At 62.8% G+C, this 19,327-nt stretch carries 20 protein-coding genes; 9 read left to right on the top strand and 11 right to left on the bottom strand.

What is annotated here, in order from left to right; all coding sequences use genetic code 11:
- The first annotated feature begins 1 nt into the window (after position 1).
- Both boxA and VG320_RS00745 read left to right on the top strand, forming a co-directional pair.
- Positions 2 to 1,201 (top strand): benzoyl-CoA 2,3-epoxidase subunit BoxA, encoded by a 1,200-nt coding sequence (boxA, locus tag VG320_RS00750; protein ID WP_327198276.1) that lies wholly within the window; start codon positions 2 to 4, stop codon positions 1,199 to 1,201.
- 125 nt (positions 1,202 to 1,326) lie between these two features.
- Positions 1,327 to 1,791 carry a PaaI family thioesterase gene (locus VG320_RS00745; RefSeq protein ID WP_327198275.1) on the top strand — a complete coding sequence of 155 codons (465 nt, stop codon included), beginning with the start codon at positions 1,327 to 1,329 and terminating at the stop codon, positions 1,789 to 1,791.
- 26 nt (positions 1,792 to 1,817) lie between these two features.
- On the opposite strand, the gene VG320_RS00740 is transcribed toward VG320_RS00745, so the two are convergent.
- The 6 genes from VG320_RS00740 to VG320_RS00715 all read right to left on the bottom strand — a co-directional run bounded on the left by VG320_RS00740 (position 1,818) and on the right by VG320_RS00715 (position 6,803).
- Positions 1,818 to 2,741 carry a 2-dehydropantoate 2-reductase gene (locus VG320_RS00740; protein WP_327198274.1) on the bottom strand — a complete coding sequence of 308 codons (924 nt, stop codon included), beginning with the start codon at positions 2,739 to 2,741 and terminating at the stop codon, positions 1,818 to 1,820.
- Positions 2,742 to 2,800: 59 nt separating this feature from the next.
- Complete coding sequence (locus VG320_RS00735; RefSeq protein ID WP_327198273.1) at positions 2,801 to 3,646, bottom strand: NADPH-dependent oxidoreductase; 846 nt, start codon at positions 3,644 to 3,646, stop codon at positions 2,801 to 2,803.
- A 331-nt stretch (positions 3,647 to 3,977) separates the two neighbouring features.
- Complete coding sequence (locus VG320_RS00730) at positions 3,978 to 5,048, bottom strand: PHB depolymerase family esterase (RefSeq protein WP_327198272.1); 1,071 nt, start codon at positions 5,046 to 5,048, stop codon at positions 3,978 to 3,980.
- A gap of 32 nt (positions 5,049 to 5,080) precedes the next feature.
- Complete coding sequence (locus tag VG320_RS00725) at positions 5,081 to 5,506, bottom strand: CopG family transcriptional regulator (protein ID WP_327198271.1); 426 nt, start codon at positions 5,504 to 5,506, stop codon at positions 5,081 to 5,083.
- A gap of 276 nt (positions 5,507 to 5,782) precedes the next feature.
- Complete coding sequence (locus VG320_RS00720; protein ID WP_327198270.1) at positions 5,783 to 6,055, bottom strand: hypothetical protein; 273 nt, start codon at positions 6,053 to 6,055, stop codon at positions 5,783 to 5,785.
- Between the two features lie 202 nt (positions 6,056 to 6,257).
- On the bottom strand, positions 6,258 to 6,803 hold the full coding sequence (locus VG320_RS00715; protein WP_327198269.1) for a hypothetical protein: 546 nt from the start codon (positions 6,801 to 6,803) through the stop codon (positions 6,258 to 6,260).
- Between the two features lie 123 nt (positions 6,804 to 6,926).
- Between VG320_RS00715 and VG320_RS00710 the strand changes: the two genes are divergently transcribed.
- Positions 6,927 to 9,590, top strand: coding sequence for an excinuclease ABC subunit UvrA (locus VG320_RS00710; protein ID WP_327198268.1), 2,664 nt, complete (start codon positions 6,927 to 6,929; stop codon positions 9,588 to 9,590).
- 30 nt (positions 9,591 to 9,620) lie between these two features.
- On the opposite strand, the gene VG320_RS00705 is transcribed toward VG320_RS00710, so the two are convergent.
- Both VG320_RS00705 and VG320_RS00700 read right to left on the bottom strand, forming a co-directional pair.
- The gene (locus VG320_RS00705; protein ID WP_327198267.1) at positions 9,621 to 9,872 is read right to left on the bottom strand and encodes a hypothetical protein; all 252 of its coding nucleotides are present in this window, start codon (positions 9,870 to 9,872) and stop codon (positions 9,621 to 9,623) included.
- A 13-nt stretch (positions 9,873 to 9,885) separates the two neighbouring features.
- On the bottom strand, positions 9,886 to 10,917 hold the full coding sequence (locus tag VG320_RS00700) for a LysR family transcriptional regulator (protein WP_327198266.1): 1,032 nt from the start codon (positions 10,915 to 10,917) through the stop codon (positions 9,886 to 9,888).
- 178 nt (positions 10,918 to 11,095) lie between these two features.
- On the opposite strand from VG320_RS00700, the gene VG320_RS00695 reads away from it, so the two are divergent.
- From VG320_RS00695 to VG320_RS00680, 4 genes are read left to right on the top strand one after another with little or no spacing between them, the layout of a single operon-like run.
- On the top strand, positions 11,096 to 12,454 hold the full coding sequence (locus VG320_RS00695) for an MFS transporter (protein WP_327198265.1): 1,359 nt from the start codon (positions 11,096 to 11,098) through the stop codon (positions 12,452 to 12,454).
- A gap of 21 nt (positions 12,455 to 12,475) precedes the next feature.
- Positions 12,476 to 13,216 (top strand): SDR family NAD(P)-dependent oxidoreductase, encoded by a 741-nt coding sequence (locus VG320_RS00690; protein WP_327198264.1) that lies wholly within the window; start codon positions 12,476 to 12,478, stop codon positions 13,214 to 13,216.
- Positions 13,213 to 14,046: a sugar phosphate isomerase/epimerase gene (locus VG320_RS00685; protein ID WP_327198263.1), complete on the top strand. Its 834-nt coding sequence runs from the start codon at positions 13,213 to 13,215 to the stop codon at positions 14,044 to 14,046. Before VG320_RS00690 ends, VG320_RS00685 begins: the two co-directional genes overlap by 4 nt.
- Positions 14,047 to 14,060: 14 nt before the next feature.
- Positions 14,061 to 14,903, top strand: a complete 843-nt coding sequence (locus VG320_RS00680) for an amidohydrolase family protein (RefSeq protein ID WP_327198262.1) — start codon at positions 14,061 to 14,063, stop codon at positions 14,901 to 14,903.
- Positions 14,904 to 14,957: 54 nt separating this feature from the next.
- On the opposite strand, the gene VG320_RS00675 is transcribed toward VG320_RS00680, so the two are convergent.
- Both VG320_RS00675 and VG320_RS00670 read right to left on the bottom strand, forming a co-directional pair.
- A complete protein-coding gene (locus VG320_RS00675; protein ID WP_327198261.1) occupies positions 14,958 to 15,608 on the bottom strand; it encodes a hypothetical protein in 651 nt (216 codons plus the stop codon).
- A gap of 11 nt (positions 15,609 to 15,619) precedes the next feature.
- Positions 15,620 to 17,014: a selenium-binding family protein gene (locus VG320_RS00670; protein ID WP_327198260.1), complete on the bottom strand. Its 1,395-nt coding sequence runs from the start codon at positions 17,012 to 17,014 to the stop codon at positions 15,620 to 15,622.
- A 265-nt stretch (positions 17,015 to 17,279) separates the two neighbouring features.
- Between VG320_RS00670 and VG320_RS00665 the strand changes: the two genes are divergently transcribed.
- A complete protein-coding gene (locus VG320_RS00665) occupies positions 17,280 to 17,582 on the top strand; it encodes a DUF4148 domain-containing protein (protein ID WP_327198259.1) in 303 nt (100 codons plus the stop codon).
- Between the two features lie 76 nt (positions 17,583 to 17,658).
- Here the strand turns inward: VG320_RS00665 and VG320_RS00660 are convergent, their stop codons facing one another.
- Positions 17,659 to 18,222: a TetR/AcrR family transcriptional regulator gene (locus VG320_RS00660; protein WP_327198258.1), complete on the bottom strand. Its 564-nt coding sequence runs from the start codon at positions 18,220 to 18,222 to the stop codon at positions 17,659 to 17,661.
- Between the two features lie 111 nt (positions 18,223 to 18,333).
- Between VG320_RS00660 and VG320_RS00655 the strand changes: the two genes are divergently transcribed.
- Entirely contained in the window at positions 18,334 to 19,137 is an 804-nt protein-coding gene (locus VG320_RS00655; protein WP_327198257.1) for an SDR family oxidoreductase, read from the top strand.
- The last annotated feature ends 190 nt before the right edge of the window (positions 19,138 to 19,327 follow it).

Here is a 19,327-nt window from a genome sequence, read left to right as displayed (position 1 = left end):
CATGGATACACGCGTGGAGATGGACACAATCAGGCAACATCTGATCGATCCTGAGATCTGTATTCGCTGCAATACGTGCGAAGAGACTTGCCCCATCGATGCGATCACGCACGACGGCGTCAACTACGTCGTGAAAGCGGAGGTCTGCAACGGCTGCATGGCCTGCGTGCCGCCGTGCCCGACCGGTGCGATCGACAACTGGCGCCATGTGCTCAGGAGCGAAGCGTATAGCGTAGACGTTCAGTTCGGCTGGGATGAGTTGCCCGCGCAGGATGCGGATATGAATGCCCCTGCTGAGGCCGCGATACAGAGCGATGCGCCGACGGTTGCCTCCGATACCGTGCGCGGCTCGACCATCGCGCCCTGGTCGGCGGCGCGGCCTTATGTGCAGCTCTATACGCACAAGGCACCGGCCATGGCCACCGTGGTCGGCAATTACCGGCTCACCGACGCCGCCGCGCAAAGCGATATCCGCCATATCGTGCTGGATTTCGGCGCGCTGCCGTTTCCGGTGCTCGAAGGCCAGTCGATTGGCATTCTACCGCCCGGCATGAACGCCGATGGCCGCGCGCATCACGCGCGCCAATACTCGATTGCCAGCCCGCGCGACGGCGAGCGGCCCGGCTACAACAACGTCTCGCTGACCGTAAAGCGCGTGAAGCACGAAAACGGCGACGGCGTGTGCTCGAACTATCTCTGCGACCTGAAAAAAGGCGATGTGGTGACGGTGATCGGTCCGTTCGGCAACACCTTTCTGATGCCGAATCATCCGGATTCGCACCTGCTGATGATCTGCACGGGCACGGGTTCCGCGCCGATGCGCGCGATGACGGAGTACCGGCGTCGGCGCAAGGAGACCGGCAGGCTCATGCTGTTCTTCGGCGCGCGCACGCGCGAGGAGTTGCCTTACTTCGGACCGCTGACGAATCTTCCGAGGGAGTTTATCGATACGAATCTGGCGTTTTCGCGCACACCAGGCCAGCCGAAGCGCTACGTGCAGGATGCCATGCGCGAGCGCGCCGACGATGTCGCGCGGCTTCTCGACGATGCCAACACGCACGTCTATGTTTGCGGCCTGCGTGGCATGGAGGACGGCGTGCTGGAGGCGCTCGAAGCCATCGCCGGATCGCATGGCCTCGACTGGACGGCGTTGTGGGAGCGGCTCAGGCGCGAAGGGCGGTTGCACCTCGAAACGTACTGAATACGTCTGAGGAAATTCGCCGAAAGGCATTTAAGCACGATCGTTCGCAACAAGGTAGGATGTCGCCATGCGCTGCGCCGGGGATTGCCGGACGCAGCTCGCTTAACCGATGGAGACGCTTACCCATGAACCTCGTTGCCGAACTTCCCGCCGGCCTGACTGGCCTCGAACAACTACAGCAGATGCTCGCGAATGGCCGCGTCGCGCCCATCGGCGAGACGCTGGGCTTCAGGCTCCTGGAAGTGGAGGAGGGGCGCGTCGTGTTCGAAGGCGTGCCCGGCGTGCACGCGTATAACCCGATCGGCACCGTGCACGGCGGCTATGCGGCCACGCTGCTCGATTCCGCCTGCGGTTGCGCGGCGCATTCGCGCCTGGGCGCCAACCAGGCCTATACCACGCTGGAATTGAAGGTGGCCTATCACCGCGCGATGACGGCCAGCACCGGCCCCGTGTACGCCGAGGGCCGCGTGCTGACCATCGGCCGCCGCGCGGCCTTCACCGAAGCGACGATCAAGGACGCGGCCGGCAAGCTCTACGCGTCGGCCACCTCGACGCTGCTGGTGTTCGAGCGCGAGGCGGCCGGCGGCTGAGCGGTTGCGATCGCACCGGATGGCGCTTAAATCGCCCCGTGCGCCTTGTCTTCGACGAGCTTCACGATCGTATGCAGCAGACGATTGGCGGGCGTCGCGATCCCCAGCGCCTCGCCGCGTTGCACGACAAAACCGTTGAGATGATCGATCTCGCTGCGCTTGCCGCGCGCGAGATCCTGCGCCGTCGACGAGTACTGCTCCTGCATGGTCTCGGCGATACGGCGCACGGCCACGTCCACATCGGGCGGCAGCGTCACGCCGTCGGCCTGGGCGACGGCCTTGCATTCGGCCACCACATCGCGCATCGCGTCGCGCACGCCCACGCCCTGCACGAGCCGCCCGTACGGCAACTGCGCAATCGCCGAAAGCGCGTTGTACGCGCAGTTCAGCACCAGTTTGGCCCACAGCGCGCCGCGCACATTGGCCGAGACTTCCGTGGGCACGCCCGCGGCGATGAGTGCGCGCGCAACGGTTTCGCTGCTGTTCTCACCACTGCGTGATGGTTCGATCACCAGCTCGCCGCGGCCGTTGTGGCGCACATGACCAGGACCGGCCATTTCGCTCGCCACATAGACCACCGCTGCGGCGACATCCTGGGTGATCGCCGTGCGCAGCCGCTCGGCGTTATCCACGCCGTTCTGCAGCGTCAGCACGAGCGCGTCGTCCAGCAGATGAGGCGCGATGGACTTGCCCGCGCTCACCGTGTCGGTCGACTTCACGCAGAACAGCACGAGCTGGGCGCCTGCGACGGCGCTGGCATCGGCGCTCGCGCGCAGATGAGGCGCGCCGATGCGTTCGTCGAAGCTCTGCGTTTCGAGCCGCAGGCCATCACGTTCGATCGCTTCGACGTGCTGGCTGCGCCCGATCAACACCACATCGTGGCCTGCGCGCGCGAGCATGCCACCGTAGTAGCAACCCACCGCGCCGGCGCCCATGACGGCAACTTTCATCTGCATCCTTCCTTGCTCAATGTCGTTGTGAACGCAACGGATTCGCTCGTTGGCGTGCTTTAACGCAGCTCGAAACCGAGGGCGTTGAGCGCGTCGCGCAGACGATCGCGGCCATGCAGCGACTCGCGGCTGCGCCAGCGCGCGAGCGAACGCGAGGTCCAGCCCGCCGCGCTCTGGCCTTGCGCGGTCTGGAAGCCGCCGATCACTTCGTCATATTGGGCGATGCCTTCTTCCTGCGAGGGCGCGTCGTATTGCTCGCGATGGAGCACGACCGGCTGCGGCAGGCGCGGCTTGATCTGCGCGGGGCGCGATTCGTCCGCGTAACCCACGCACAGGCCGAACACGGGCAGCACGCGCGGCGGCAGGCCCAGTTCGGCGGCCACCTGCTCGGGCTGATTGCGGATCGCGCCGATATACACCCCGCTCATGCCGAGCGACTCTAGCGCCACCACGGCATTCTGCGCCGCGAGTGCCGCGTCGATCACGCCAACGAACAGCGTTTCCATATAGTGCAGACCTTCGGCGCTTGCACCGGTGCGCCCGGCCGCGGCTTCAAGGCGATTGAGGTCGGCGAGCCAGACGAGGAAGAGCGGCGCCTCGCGGATCTGCGACTGATTGCCGGCGAGCGTCGCCAGTCGCTCCTTTCGCTGCGGATCCTCGATCGCCACCACGCTCCACGTTTGCAGATTCGACGAAGTCGAAGCCGATTGCGCAGCGGCGATCAGCGTTTCGAGCGTGCCGGCGGGAAGCGGTTTGTCCGCGTAATTGCGCACCGAGCGGTGCGAGAGCAGCGAGTCGAGCGTCTCGTTCCAGGCGGGTAGTGGCGCGCTCCAGGGCGTGCCATAGCGCGTTTCGAGGGCACGTTGAGCGGCGGCGGACGTCTCGGGCGAGGTGACGGTGGACATCGGGTCTATTTCTCCGGCAGATACGATTGAAAGCGGTGTGCCCAGCGTTCTTTTGATTGCTTGAGGCGCGAGCGCCGTATGGTACATGGGCTGCGCGATTGGCGCTTGAGGCCGCGTGCACGCCGCAGACAACTGACCCGGCACGCGCACGCGTGTCAGGCCAGCCCGCTCACTTCGCAAAACCCGGCTCTCAATCTGCCTTTTGCTGCTGCGGCGTGCAGATTGAAGTAATCGACTGACCGACCAAAGCGCGCCGCACAAACGGCAGGGAGTCATGCAGGGGAGCATTCACTGTGCCGTTGTGCTCTAACCCCTCGTTGCCGACGCTTGTTTATCGCTTTGGATGATCGAGAAAAAAGCGAAGCATTTCGGCACTCGCGTTAGGTCCGGCGGGGTCCGTAAAACTTCCGCGGGTGTCGCCGCCCGCCCAGGCATGGGGCGCGCCATGCACGGTCCACAATTCCGCTTCCACGCCGGCGCTGGAAACCAGGTACGTCACCGTACTGCCACGTTTTCTGTGTCCGGGGTCTGGCGTTTCGCCATCGCGTTTGGCGGTTACTTTAAATCCATGGACAAGCCGTGCGGCGTTCGCCACATCGACAGTCGCATCCGCATCCCCATGAAATACAATCACGGGCCGAGCTGGCAACGCTGCATTGGACCTGCGCGCACCGACACCGCCTTTCATGGCCGCCAGTGCGGAGGGAAGATCGTGCGCACACTTTGCCGGTAAACCAGAATGGATGCCGGCCGCCGCATATAAATCGGGGTACTGATCAATCATCACCGCCGCCATCGCACCTCCAGCAGAAAGGCCTGCGATATACACCCTCGCTGGATCGACGGCATGTGTCGCGATGATATCGCGCGTAATACCCGCAATTATTGACGGCTCTCCGCTGTCGCGCTGCTGGTCTGCGGGCTTGAACCAGTTCCAGCACTTTGACGGATTGGCCTGCTGCGGCTGAATTGGATAAGCGACAAGTAATCCGTGCGCCGCGGCAAGCGTATTCATCTGCGTTCCGGCTGCGAAATCGTCGGCATTCTGGGTACAACCGTGCAACATGACAATCAGCGGCTTGGGTTCGTCCACAGGGGTTGTCGGCACGAATAGTCGATATTGACGCTGTCCCGCTGCATTCGAATAGCTGAGCGTGTCGAAATGGCAGCGATCTTCCACATCGGGATTTTTCTGGCGCCGGGCTACGGGGGGCGATCGTGTGGATGCAGGGGGCGTAAGCACTTCGCCGCGCGCCTGGGTTCTTTCGGCATAGGGCGCCTCGCGCGACGGCTCGCGGCGTAAAGCGCGCTGGATGATTTCCGTTGCCTCGGCGGGACCGCGCGTACGCAATAGCATCATCGCTTCACGCATTGAATCCAGAAAACCTTCATTCAGTTTCATGACCTGTCCGGTGAGTGCCAGAATTCGCTGGGCTAGCGGATCCTGTCGGCGAGCGCCGCCTTGACGGCGATAGAAGCGTGGAAGCTACCCAGCACAACGACACTCTCGATTGTCGCGAGCGCGAGTTCGACGGACACATCGTCGGCGATGCTGGCCAGCCCCAATACCTGAATGTTCAGGCGCTCGTGCGCCACGCGCAGCGCCTCCAGATCGTCGCGGGAAAAATGCTGGATGCCGAGTACGAGTGCGCGGCGTTCGATCGTCTGACTCATGGCCGCAGCGTGTATCGCAAGCTGGTTACGAATTGCGGTGCGTATGAGATCCGTACGGTTCGAATAAAAGCCTTCTTCGACCAGCAGATCGATTTGCCCCAGATCGACGGGGCCAAGATTGATCGTGATTTTTTCCGATTCACCGCCTTTGGGACGGGCCACGGCAGTCGCTGCGACCTTCTTCACTCTCCATCCCCTGAACATCCACATGGATGGTTATAGGCTTCCGGTCGCTGCCCTGCAACATGAAAATTAAGGGCGTAAGCGACGGGTCATCATGCTAACCGGGCACGTCTGATGCGAATACGGTGTATCAGCGAAGCGGTTCTTCGACAATTTCTGGAGACGATAATGCCTTATTTAATTGGTTGGCTACTGGGTGTTCCGTTGTTTGTTCTAGTCATTATTTATCTGATTTTTCGTTAAACGATCAGAGTTATTGCCTGCTTAAAAGATTGATATTCAAGATCGGCTTATGTCAGGAAGGATCGACGAATCGTTGTGGACAAAGTCGGGCCCGCCAACCCGACTGTCGATCCAGCGGAATGCCCAACGGCAGCCGCATTCGATCGCCTGATCCTCGAATTCAAACCACGCAATATCGCGTTCGATATGCATCTCCGGCTCGTTAGCCGACCCCGCCTGGCCGCACGTTATCCGGGCGCGGGCGAAGTACTTGCCTAAGTACTCATCGGGTGTCGGGTCGATAACCCAGCCTTTATACTCTGCGCGCATGATCGACCTCTCATAGCGAATGCGGGTGGTAGAACGGACTTTCGCCCCATCAGCAGCGGTCCTTTGCGGACTTCCAGGCGTTCATGCGAACGGGGATGTTCATCAGAAGCGCAAACGGCATTCCAGCGCTGAGAAGGCGCAGAAGAATTGAGCGGGACGATCGATAGGGCCGCTGGCCCTATCGCGGCAGTGACTCCCGCGGCTACGACGCGGGAGCGTCGATCAGCATGGCGAGATCGCTCACTTCGATGGTCATGCCGTATCGCGTCTTGATTGCGTGGCCCCAGGCTCGCACATGAATTTCGGGCTGAAGATAATCGGCAAGCGCCTCGGCTGCGTGCGGTGGCATGCGAATGGAGGTGCCGTCCTTGAGCAGCGCACCCCGCAGTTCGCCCCGCGGACCGTAAAGCGCCTGTTGAATCTGACCGTCGGTTTCTACCGGTCTGGCGGTTGGCTGCACGCGTTCAGGAGCGGCATGATCCGGTCCTTCGTCGAGGATGGGCCGTCCGCTGCTGGTGGTCACGAGCACCGCTGCGACAACGTCGGCGTGCCGGGGTTTGAGGCCACGAACGCTGATGCGCTCGCCCGGCTTGATGTATCGTCCGATCGTGCGGCCAAGATGGGGCGGCACATGCACCTGAAGGCGACCATCGAGAATCATGCCGTCGATATCGCCGTGCGAGTTGATCAGGAATTGCGACACGCGGCCGCGTCGTTCGGATAAACAGGCTGGGTCGATCCAATGCATCATCAAATCCTGGTTGGGTATGAAGGGTGCGGCCGGTCCCGCAAATTTCGCACCTGGGAATTGCCGGCAACTCGCACCGTCAACCGTCGTGCTATGCCGCTCAAGCGATAAATCTCTGCTGCCATGAAGAAAACACCGCAGAATTCGAACGACAGATCCTGTTTCGTGCGTGTTCGCGGCGCACGCGAACACAATCTCAAGAACGTCGAAGTCGATATTCCAAGAGATGCGCTGGTGGTTTTCACCGGGATTTCGGGCTCGGGCAAATCGTCGCTCGCATTCGGCACGCTTTACGCGGAAGCGCAGCGGCGCTATTTCGAATCCGTGGCGCCTTACGCCCGGCGTCTGATCGAACAGGCCGGCGTACCGGACGTGGATGCAATCGAAGGCTTGCCGCCCGCAGTCGCACTGCAACAGCAACGCGGCACGCCTGGCGCACGCTCCTCGGTCGGCAGCGTGACGACGCTTTCGAGCGTCGTGAGAATGATGTACTCGCGCACGGGCAGTTATCCGCCGAAACAACCGATGCTTTACGCGGAAGACTTCTCGCCCAACACGGTGCAGGGTGCATGCCCGACTTGTCATGGACTCGGGCGTGTCTACGACGCGACCGAACGCTCGATGGTCCCCGACGATTCGCTCACCATCCGCGAGCGTGCTATCGCGGCCTGGCCGCCCGCCTGGCATGGGCAGAACCTGCGCGATATCCTGGTCACGCTGGGCTATGACGTCGATACGCCGTGGCGCGATTTGCCCAAGAAGGATCGAGACTGGATCCTTTTCACCGAGGAACAGCCCACCGTTCCCGTCTACGCAGGCTTTACGCCGCAGGAAACGCGTGCTGCGCTCAAACGCAAGGCCGAGCCCAGCTATCAGGGGACATTCTCCGGCGCGCGTCGTTACGTGCTGCACACCTTCGCCAATACGCAGAGCGCGTTGATGAAAAAGCGCGTGTCGCAATACATGATCAGCAGCGAATGCCCGGCATGTCATGGCAAACGTCTGAAGCCAGAAGCGCTTTCGGTGAAGTTCGCAGGTCTGGATATTGGCGAGCTTTCCCAACTGCCCATCGAGAGGCTCGCCGCCTTGCTCGAACCCGTGTCGCGAGGGGAATGGCCGTCTGACCTTGCGTCGGTCAGCGGCGCGACGCTCGACCGGAAAAAGCGGCTCGACGCCACCGCGCGACGTGTCGCGGCGGGCGGCTCGGCGCATCGGGCCGCGCCCGACGTGCGCCGCACCCCCAATCTCTCCGACGAAAAGCGTGTTGCCGCGCAGCGGCTGGCGATCGAATTGCTGGATCGTTTGAAGACCTTGATGGATCTGGGTCTGGGCTATCTGGCGCTGGACCGCGCAACGCCAACGCTGTCTGCGGGCGAGCTTCAGCGGCTGCGGCTGGCGACGCAACTTTCGTCGCAACTCTTCGGCGTCGTCTACGTGCTCGACGAGCCGTCAGCCGGCCTGCATCCCGCCGATGGCGACGCGCTCTTCGAAGCGCTAAAGCGCCTCAAGGCGGCGGGCAATTCGCTGTTCGTGGTCGAGCATGACCTCGCGTTGATGCAGCGTGCGGACTGGCTCGTCGATGTCGGTCCTGAAGCGGGCGAGGCGGGCGGTCATGTGATCTATAGCGGGCCGCCCGCCGGTCTCGCTGACGTTGCAGCTTCGCATACGCGCCGCTATCTGTTCGCCTGCAATGAGCGCGATGGCGTCCCCGCACTGCGCCGCGAGCCGCGTGAGTGGCTGCGCGTCGAAGGCGTGAGCCGCAACAATCTGCGCGATCTGGATGTGGCCTTCCCGCTAGGTTGCCTGAGCGTCGTCACCGGCATATCGGGGTCGGGCAAATCGAGTCTGGTCAGCCAGGCGCTGCCCGATCTGGTCGCGCAGCGGCTCGGCCACGCGGTCGAAGCCTCGCAGGACGAGGAAACCGAAGCGCTGCTCGCCGCGCCACAAGCGGCGACTGACGGGCGCATCGTCGCGGGCATGGAGCGGATCCGCCGGCTTGTCAGCGTCGATCAGAAGCCCATTGGCCGCACGCCGCGCTCCAATCTCGCGACGTACTGTGGGCTCTTCGACCATGTCCGCAAGCTGTTTGCGGACACCCCAGCCGCGCGCAAGCGTCGCTACAGCGCGGGCCGCTTCTCCTTCAATGTCGCGCAGGGACGTTGCCCGACGTGTGAAGGCGAGGGCTTCGTGATGGTTGAACTGCTCTTTTTGCCGAGCGTCTACGCGCCGTGTTCGACCTGCCACGGCAATCGCTACAACCCGCAGACGCTCGAAATACGCTGGCGCGAGCGCAATATCGCCGAAGTGCTGGCGATGACGGTGGACACGGCATGCGAGTTCTTCGCGGGCGAGGCGCAGGTCATGCGCTCGCTCGAGGTGCTGCGCGCGATCGGCTTGGGTTATCTTCGGCTAGGCCAGCCGGCAACGGAGTTGTCGGGTGGAGAGGCGCAGCGCATCAAGCTGGCTACCGAACTGCAGCGCGCGCAGCGCGGCGACACGCTCTATATCCTCGACGAGCCCACCACCGGTTTGCACCCCGCCGACGCCGATCGATTGATGGTGCAGTTGCATGCGCTGGTGGACTCGGGCAATACCGTGATACTCGTCGAGCACGATATGCGGGTGGCCGCGCAAAGCGACTGGATGATCGATATCGGTCCCGGCGCGGGAAACCAGGGCGGCCGTATCGTCGCGAGCGGCGTGCCGGAAACGGTAGCTCGTTCGACGCAGAGCAGGACCGCCCCCTATTTGAGGACGGCGCTCGATTCGCTGGCTCACGGCAAATGATTGCCGCCGTGGGTCAGCGTCGACAGCTATTTACTGGCTGTTGCCGGCCGGCGTCGCTTGCATCATCGATGGCGTGGCTGCCGTACCAACTGGTTGACTTCTTGCCGCTGGCTGCATTTGTTGCGGTTGGGGCAGCGGGCTTGTCGGTCCGGAAATCGGGTCGCCGTGATACGTCATACCTGCTGTTGCTGCGCTGTGTGCATTGCCGGCGTATCCGGCCTGCGGCAGTACGCCACCGGCGATAGCCGCGAGAATGGCAAGGGTCGTCAGCGGTGTTTTCATCGCGTGCTCCGGTTTATGCCCTGCCAGAATGACAGTGCGAATACCTGCACTTACGTTCAAAACCTTCTGCCGGATGCGTGTTCTTGTCGATTTCCCGCGGGCAGTGGAATGTCGGCCTGCGCAGTCCTATGCTGCCTCGCGCGGAGGGCCGCCGATGTGCCGCCCCAGTTGTTCGGCACGCCGGTAGATCGCCTCCATCAGCAGCCTGGCGCTGCCCGATGGCGGCGAAAATTTCGAATAAACGAAAGTCGATGTCATTTCCAGGCTCTCGACCAGCGGGCGGACGACACAGTCGGCGCTCCTGCGCAGCGAACTCGTCGACGATGGCCAGCCCAAGGCCCCCGCGTACGAGCGCCAGCGCCTGATCGGCGCGGGTTACGTCGACAACCGATGTGAGATCGACATCGGCTTGCTGGCAGGCGTGCACGATCACCGTCCCAAAGGGAATGTCACGGCGGAACAGAATCATCGGCTGTGCCTGCAGGTCGGCCAGTGCAATGCGCTCCTGTGCCGCGAGCGGGTGATTGGGCGGCAGGGCGCAGACCATGCGCCCGCGCATGAAGGGGACGACTTCCAGATGCTCGTGCTCGATCGGCATGGACGTCACGGCGACATCGACGGTTTTGCTCAACACCTCCAGCGGCATCTCGGCCATGAGCGTCGTGTGCCAGTCGACCCGCAGCCCGGGCAGCCGGCGTTTGAGCTCGACGATAGCGGGCGCCACGATCGTCGTCGCAAGCGACGGGCTGCACGAGATTCGCAACAGGCTGGCCGGGCCGAGCGCGAGGGCGCGCGCGAACTCGTCCACGCGTAGCGCCGACTGGTAGACCTGCTCCACTTCCCGAAAGAGCGCCTGGGCTTCCGCCGTGGGGATCAAGCGGCCTTTCACACGCTCGAAAAGACGCAGGCCCAGCGTGGTTTCGGTGTGCGAGACGAGCTTGCTGATAGCCGGTTGCGACACGTAGAGCATCTTCGCGGCCGCATTGATCGAACCCGTGAGCATGACCGCCCGGAACACTTCCATCTGGCGAAGCTTGAACCGCATCGTTTCCTCGTGGCGCGTCGTCGCGCACATTGAGCCATTAACCAAAAGTTATAGGATAGCGGAAACTCGGCATACGACAGCCGGACGGCAACTCCCTAGTATTTCCATCGAGCAGCGCGTCAGCCGCAACAGGGCACGAGACCCGGCGGCGCGTCACAAGATCAACGATGGAGACGAGATGAACCCAGTCCAGACACCCAGGGTGCTTGCGGCTCAAGCCGCTCAGTCCGGCCAGGCGAGCGCTGCTGCCACGCGCACGCGAGCGCGCTTCGGCATCCTTGCGCTGCTCGCGGTCGGCACGATGATCAACTATCTCGACCGCAGCGTCGCGGGCATCGCCGCTCCAGGAATGAGCCACGATCTGAACCTGACGCCCGCGCTCATGGGCGTGATTTTCTCGGCGTTTTCCTGGACCTATACCGCTTCGCAGATTCCCGGCGGCCTGTTGCTCGATCGGATCGGCACGCGCTGGACCTACTTTTTTGCGCTGACGCTGTGGTCTTTCTTCACGGGCCTGCAAGGACTCGCCACCGGGTTTGTCTCGCTGCTCGTCATGCGCCTGTTGATCGGCGCCGCTGAAGCACCGTGTTTTCCAACCAATAGTCGCGTCGTGGCGGTGTGGTTTCCGCAGGGCGAACGCGCGCGCGCCACGGGCGTCTACACGTTTGCGGAATACGTGGGGCTGGCGTTTCTCAGCCCGCTGCTTTTCTGGCTCGATCAACGCTACGGCTGGCGCGTGCTGTTCGGCATGGTCGGCGCGGTGGGCGTCGCCTTTGGCGCAGTGTGGCTGATGCGCTTTCGCGAGCCGCATCAGTCCACGCGCGCCAATCGCGCCGAACTCGACCATATCGCACGCGGTGGCGGCGTCGTCGACGGCAGCCGTGAGGTCACGCGCTTTCGCTGGGCCGACGTCGGCGCGCTGCTGCGCTGCCGCAGCATGCTGGGTATCTGTATCGGCCAGTTCGCCTGCAATTCGACCAACGTGTTTTTCCTGACGTGGTTCCCCACCTATCTCGTCACCGAGCGCCACATGCCGTGGTTGAAAGTGGGCATCGTCGCCGTGCTGCCCTTTATTGCGGCTTCGGTGGGCACGCTCTCGGGTGGCTGGATTTCCGATGCGATGCTGCGTCGTGGCGTCTCGCTGAACTGGGCGCGCAAGCTGCCCGTGATCTCCGGCCTGTTGTGCGCGGCGACCATTGTCTTTGCCAACTACGTCGATTCGACCGCGGCGGTGATCGCGATCCTGTGCGTGGCGTACTTCGCACAAGGCATGTCCGCGCTGGCCTGGGGCATCGTCTCCGATATCGCTCCGAAGGGCCTGCTGGGCTTGAGCGGCGGCATTTTCAATCTGTTCGCGAACGCAGCTGGCATCGTCACGCCGCTCGTGATCGGGCTGATCGTCAACGCGACGGGCTCCTTCGTCTACGCGCTTGCCTTTATTTCGGCGGTCACGCTGATGGGCGCGCTCTCCTACCTGTTCGTGGTGGGCGACATCAAGCGGATCGTCTTCCCGAACACCGGTTCTTCCAGCACCTGAATTGAAAAGGAAATGTTTGCCATGAGTCACACTCTCGACGGCCAGATTGCGATTGTCACGGGCGCCGCGCGCGGCATCGGGCTCGGTATCGCACGCCAGTTGAAAGCGGACGGCGCTCGCGTCGTCATCTGGGATCTCGATATCGGCGGCTGCGATGCGAAGCGGCTGGGCTTCACGCCAGATCATCTGGAGTCCGTAGATGTTTCGTCGTTTGAATCGGTAGCACGCGCATTTGAAGGTACGGTTGCCGCGCTGGGCCATGTCGATATCCTCGTGAATAACGCGGGGATCAACGGACCGGTGGCGCCAAGCTGGGAATATCCTGTTGATGCGTGGCAGCGCGTGCTGGCCGTCGATCTGAACAGCGTGTTCTATACGTGCCGCGTAGCGGTTCCGCACATGCGCGAGCGCGGTGGTGGCCGCATTCTCAACGTCGCCTCGATTGCCGGCAAGGAAGGCGTGCAGTTCATTTCGGCTTACTCGGCGGCGAAGGCCGGTGTGATCGCCTTTACGAAAGCTGCCGCCAAGGAACTCGCTCACGACAACGTGCTGATTAACTGCATCGCGCCTGCGATGGTCGAGACGGAACTGTTCCGTGAGATGTCGGATGAGCACATCACCGCGAGCAAGGCAAAGATCCCGATGGGGCGTTTTCTGCAGATCGAAGAGGTTGGCCGGATGGTGAGCTGGGTGGTGAGCCCCGGCTGCAGTTTCACCACCGGCTTCACCTTCGACCTCACGGGTGGGAGGGCGACATATTGAAGCCGTCTGGCAATGCAACACGGCCGCTTGCCGTCGCGCATTTAACCGCACTGGAGGCGCCGCCCGTAGAGTGCGTGCGTCTCGCGGCGAAGGCGGGTTTTGACGGTGTCGGGCTGCGGCTGCATCCGGCCACGCCCGGTGGCATCGCTTACCCGATTGTGGCAGGCAGCGCTGCGCAGCGAGAACTGCGCGATACGCTGGCGGGCGTTGGGGTTGCGCTGTTCGACGTTGAATTCATCCCGATCGTGCCTGAGTTCGATCCGCGCTCCTTCGAGTCGCTGTTCGAAGCGGCGGCTTCGCTTGGTGCGTCCAGCGTGAGTGTCTCTGGCGATGATCCCGACGAAAATCGCCTCGCAGCAAATCTTGCTGCGCTCGCCGGTATCGCAAAGTCATTCGGATTGCGAATCGATCTGGAGTTTATGCGCTGGCGGCATGTTGGTACACTCGCGCACGCTCGTGCAGCCATCGAGCGCGCCGCACAACCCAATCTGGCGCTGGTGATCGATGCGCTGCATTTGTCGCGCTCGGGCGGCACGCCTGATGACGTTGCCGCCATGCCGTCGGCGCAGATTGGCCTCATGCAGCTTTGCGACGCGCCGCGCGCGCTGCCCGTCTGCGACGACGACGCGATCCGCGAGGCTCGCATCGCGCGGCTTGCGCCGGGTGATGGCGCATTGCCGCTCGAAGCGCTGCTTCACGCGGCGCCGCGCAATGTCGCGCTGAGCGTTGAAATGCCGATGCCGTCTCTGTCCGCCGATGCACGTATGAAGCTCGCCTGGCGCAGCGCGCGACGCGTGGTGGATAGCGCAAGCGTTGCGGCAAAGGTCTAAAACAGGAAACCCGTATGTCCGTATTCGACGACGACAAGATCGATTGTCACTGCCACGTATTCGACCCCGTTCGCTTTCCGTATCGCGAGGACACCGCTTATCGGCCCGCGCAACAGGAACTGGGCACGCCGACGCAGTTTGTGCGCGTCATGGACACCTATGGCGTGCGCCACGCGTTGCTCGTTGGCCCGACGAGCGGCTACAGGACCGACAACCGCTGCCTGATCGACACGCTCGAAAGGTGGGAAGGGCGCTTTCGCGGCATTGCCGTGGTCGACAGCAACATCGATCGCGGCGAGCTTGTCGCGCTGCGCCGCGCGGGCGTGGTGGGCGTGGCGTTCAACCCGGCCATGGAAGGCCTAGACCTCGTGACGCGTGCGGGCCCGCTCTTCGCCTTGCTGGCCGACCTCGGCATGATCGCCCAGGTCCAGGTGGAGGGCGAGCAGATGAGTGCGCTGGGCGAGTGGCTTGCGCGCCAGCCCACCACGATCGTCGTCGATCACTGTGGGCGCCCGCAAAGCGAAAGCGGAATCAGTCAGGCTGGCTTCGACGCGCTGTTGCGGCTGGCCGACAGCGGCAGGACTTATGTGAAGCTGTCGGGCTGGCAAAAGTATTCGAGCGGCCCGCATCCCTATGAAGACACGTGGCCTTATGCCCACGCGCTGTTGCGCACCTTCGGGGCCGAGCGCTGCGTGTGGGGTTCCGACTGGCCGTTTCTGCGCGCGCCCGAGCGGCTCGATTATGGTCCGCTGCTGACGCTGTTCGCGTCGATTGTGCGCGACCCGGTCGTGCGGCGTCAGATTCAATGGGACACGGCACGACGGCTGTTCGGTTTCGAGCGTTCGACGATCGCTTGATGAATGTGGCGACATGCCGGTGTACAACCGGCTAGCGATTGCAACGTGGTTGATTCAACCTGCGGCGATCATGATCGCGCCCGTGGCGACGAGCGCGCCTTGCCACAGCCATTCGAAATTGATCCAGCCGCGCCGCAGGATGCCCAAGCCCAGGTATTCATAGGCGAGCAGCGCAATGGCGGCGGTTGTCGCGAGTGTAACGGCCGTATGCAGCACCGTAAAAGCCGCTGATACCGCGAGCGGGCCGCCCGCAGTCATGCCACTGCCGCAGACGGGAAGTAGCGCGGGCATCAGCATAAGACCCGCACCATGCAGCGTCGCCATCAACGCCGACCACGCCGCGAGGCCCAGAAACCCCGCGGTCATGCCCACCCGCACGCGATGCCGATGCCCATAAGCATGCTGCCAGGCGGCCCAGCCGATCAGCAAGGCACCCAGCACCCAATGCAGGCCGCTGTGCGCGAGCGGGGGCATCCACGCACCCAGCATGGCGATCGAACCCGTAAACAGCAACACGGACGCCGCATGACCGAGCGCGATGGGCGGCAGCGCCAGCAACAATGCCGAGCGGCTACCGCGCTGTAAGCCGAGCGCGGTCGCGAAGAGCCAGCCCATCGCAGGATTGACGCCGTGGAAGACGCCGCTGGCGACCACGGCGCTCCACGCGGCCCAGTGTGCGTTCAGACTGCCCGCCAGGTTTTCCATGCCGGGCAGCGTTAAGGATAGCAGTACGAATCAGACGAACAATCGCCGCCCTCCAGCCGGATCTGGTGGGGCCGATGCGTTTTTGGCCATTCGACGAAGAAGCGTTCATCGAAATCGAGGCCGCCATCAGGACCGGCATCGAGCTTGACCATCCAGCCGTCGATTCCTTGCGGATAGAACTGCGCGTCGATCGCACCGTACAGCGAGTTCGTGAAATAGACGCGGCGGCCGTCGCGGCTCACTTCCACCATTTGCGGGCCACCGTTGAGCGCACGGCCTTGTGCCCCTGGATGCGTCGCGTTCGACACGATGCCGCCCACGCGTACCTTGCCCGTCAATTTAGGATGTTCGGGGTCCGAAACATCGTATTGGCGCAGGTCGCCGGTTCCCCAGCACGCCACGTAGAGAAAGCGGTCGTCGAGTGAAAGCGCAATATCGGTGACGAGCGGCGGCACGGCCGAAAAGCCCTTGAGCATGGGCGGCAGCGTTTCCGGGTCGGCCGGTTCGGCGGGAATTTCGATGATCTTGCGCGCCGCCCACTGGTCGCCGTCCAGATACCACTGCCAGATCGAGGCCGAAAGATCCTTGAGACTGATGACGGAGTTGACGAAACCATAAGGTTTGGTGGGATCGTGAGCGGGACGCAGTTCGAAGACGAGCTGGTTTTCCGCGCCGAAATCGAGCACCTGTTTATGCTTGCGCGTATGCAGATCCCAGAAGTGCAATCGGTGGCCGTACTGGCCGCCGAGCAGCACTTCGGGCACGAGGCCGTTTTCGAACGCCGCGGGCAGGCCCCATTCGCTCGTCACGAGCGTGTCATAACCGAGGTGCCACCAGCCGTCGTAGGCCAGTTGTTGCGGACCACGATCGATTTCCCATTGGCCGAGAATATCGAAGCTTTCGTGATCCATCAAAAAGATGCCGCCGGGTGCTTCGCCCTCGCCATTGGCGAGCGCGGTCACATAAATGCCATCGGGGCCGCAGTGTACCGTGTGAGGGCGCGAATAGCCCGCGCGCCGTGCGACGTCTTCCGGTTCATGCACGCGCACGATGGAAGGGCGGCGCGGATCGGGCTTCGTATCGACTATATGAATACGCGAAGAACGCAGCCCAGGCACGATCAGATAGCGGCGTTCCGTGTGTGCGTGCGGCGCGTTCGGGCAGAGGCACGAACTGCACGCGTTCCAGCCGAAATGATGGAGTTCGTCGCCGGTGTTTGGCATGGCGAGGCGATGGACGATGCGCCCGTATTCGGGCGAGGTGGGATCGAGATCGACTACGTCGAGCGAATCGGGCACGCTGCCAGTAGGGTCAAAACTCGCCACCCACGCGAGCGTTTCCGCTTTCGCTCCGGCCGCCAGCCGCGCAGAGGGATAAAAGCTCGGATCCGGCTTCCATGTCGCCATCTTTGCCTCCTCTTCGATAGGGTCGAGCGGCTATCATGACCCATTTAGCGCATGTATGGATCGCGTTTGCGCGACTTTTTTAAGCGCTTATTCCTGTTGGGTTTGAGCTTATAAGTGGGGGTGATAAGGCGCGCGATTATACGTTCCGCGAAAACAGTGAATTCGCCGCGTCGGCATTTATCTGGCGCTCCGATCTTTCTAGACTTAACTCACCGGTTCGCAGCCTGCGCTGCACCGAACAAGTCAAGTTATCGGAGGTGTAGTCATGAAGTCGCTGATCAAGGCAGTTGCGCTGGCCGCGGTACTCGCAGCACCGGCCGTTTCTTTCGCTCAATCTCAGGCCGATAACGGTCCCGTTACGCGTGAACAGGTGCGTAACGAGCTAAAGGCGCTCGAATCGGTAGGCTGGCGCCCGAATGTGGCCTCGCCGTATTATCCCGAGGATTATCGCGCCGCCAAGGCGCGTCTCGATGCACGTAACAACAGCGGTTATGGCCCCGCAATGGACGGCACTTCGCAAAGCGGCGCCGCGAGCAACTACTCGCCGCCCGTCTATATGAACCGCTAAGGGTTCGCTGCTGTAGCGCTATATGACACGCGGCCCGGATGGAAACATCCGGGCCGCGTTGCTTTATCGGCGGACTTCAGTGCGATGTCGATAGATCGGCATCCTGATGTTCGATCCAGGCGAGGGTTTCGCTCAGCACCTCGTCAGAAAGCACCGGATCGTCGACCAGGCGCGCGAGAATCACCGCGCCCACCATTGCCGACCAGCCGCCAATGGCCGCGCGCCGCGCCTGCGCCGCGTCATTCGAACCGCGCGCGCTCAATCGCTCGATCTGCTTCTTCAAGCCCGCCGCCATCGCGGCGCGTGCTTCAGGCGTTTGCCGCACGGTTTCGGCGCCGAGCGCCGCAGTAGGGCAGCCGCCCGCGAGATTGTCGCGATGTTCGCCCGACAGATAGCGCGCTGCATAACGCACCAGGTCGGCTTCGCCAGCCTCGCCTTGATCGAACACATGCTCGAGCGTCTGCGCGATCAATTCGTCCTTCGACTTGAAATAGCCATAAAAACCGCCGTGCGTGAGCCCGGCGGCGCTCATCACGTCCGCGACCGTCACGGCGTCGTAGCCGCGCTCCCGGAAAAGCCGGCTCGCGGCCTCCAGAATTTTCTGGCGATTGATCGCCACCTGCTCCCGACTGACTCGCATCACGTCCTCCGTACCTCATTTTCCTGCTTGACATTATACATGACGACCATCATTATTCCTCCAGATACATGATGATCGTCATGTAAAACCGACACTCGAAGGAGTTTCACCATGTCTGCTCAACAACCCGCAGTGCTCATTACCGGTGCTTCCTCTGGCATCGGCGCTGTGTATGCCGATCGCTTCGCCAAACGCGGTCATGACCTCGTGCTGGTCGCGCGCAATCTCGAACGCCTGGAAGCGCTCGCGGAGCGTCTGCGTAAGCGCGACGGCGTCAACGTGGAAATCCTGCGTGCCGACCTTTCGCAGCGCGCCGATCTTTTGCAGGTGGAAAAGCGCGTTGCTGAAGATTCTCGTATTGGCGTGCTGGTGAACAACGCAGGTGTTGCGTCGGCGGGTGGCTTTCTCGATCAGGATGTCGATGAAGTGACGCGCGTGATTGATCTGAACACCACGGCGCTCGCGCGTCTGGCATCGGCGGTGGCGCCGCGTTTCGTGCGCGAAGGCAAGGGCGCGATTGTGAATATCGCTTCGGTGGTGGGACTTGCGCCTGAATTCGGCATGAGCGTGTATGGCGCGACCAAGGCATTTGCGTTGTTCCTTTCGCAAGGCCTGCATCTGGAACTGGGCCCGAAGGGCGTTTATGTTCAGGCGGTGCTGCCTGCGGCCACGCGCACGGAAATCTGGTCGAGCGTCGGTAAGGACGTCGACACGATCGAAGGCGTGATGGAAGTGGACGATCTGGTGGACGCGGCGCTGGTGGGCTTCGATCGCCGCGAGACGGTGACGATTCCGCCGCTGCCCGATGTGCAGCAATGGAATGTGTTTGACGAAGCGCGCCGCGCAATGGTGCCGAACTTCGCGCAATCGCAACCGGCGGCGCGTTATCGCGAAGCGGCGCACGACGCGAAGTAAAAAAAGTCTGGGGGCAGCGGCGCGTATTCAGCGCCGCTGCGAGGTTGCGGTTATGAAGTCGGATACGGCAAGTACCGGATCCGCCTGTTGTTCAGTCGGAGTGGCCAGCCTGCCCCACCGGCTGCGCGCCTTGCCCAGCCGCCGGTTTCTCCTGATCCGGCTCCCAGCCTCCGCCCAGCGCGAGGAACAG

The organism is Paraburkholderia sp. (genome assembly GCF_035948235.1).
In the GTDB taxonomy this organism is placed as follows: domain Bacteria; phylum Pseudomonadota; class Gammaproteobacteria; order Burkholderiales; family Burkholderiaceae; genus Paraburkholderia.
This window is presented reverse-complemented; position numbering and strand designations above follow the sequence as displayed.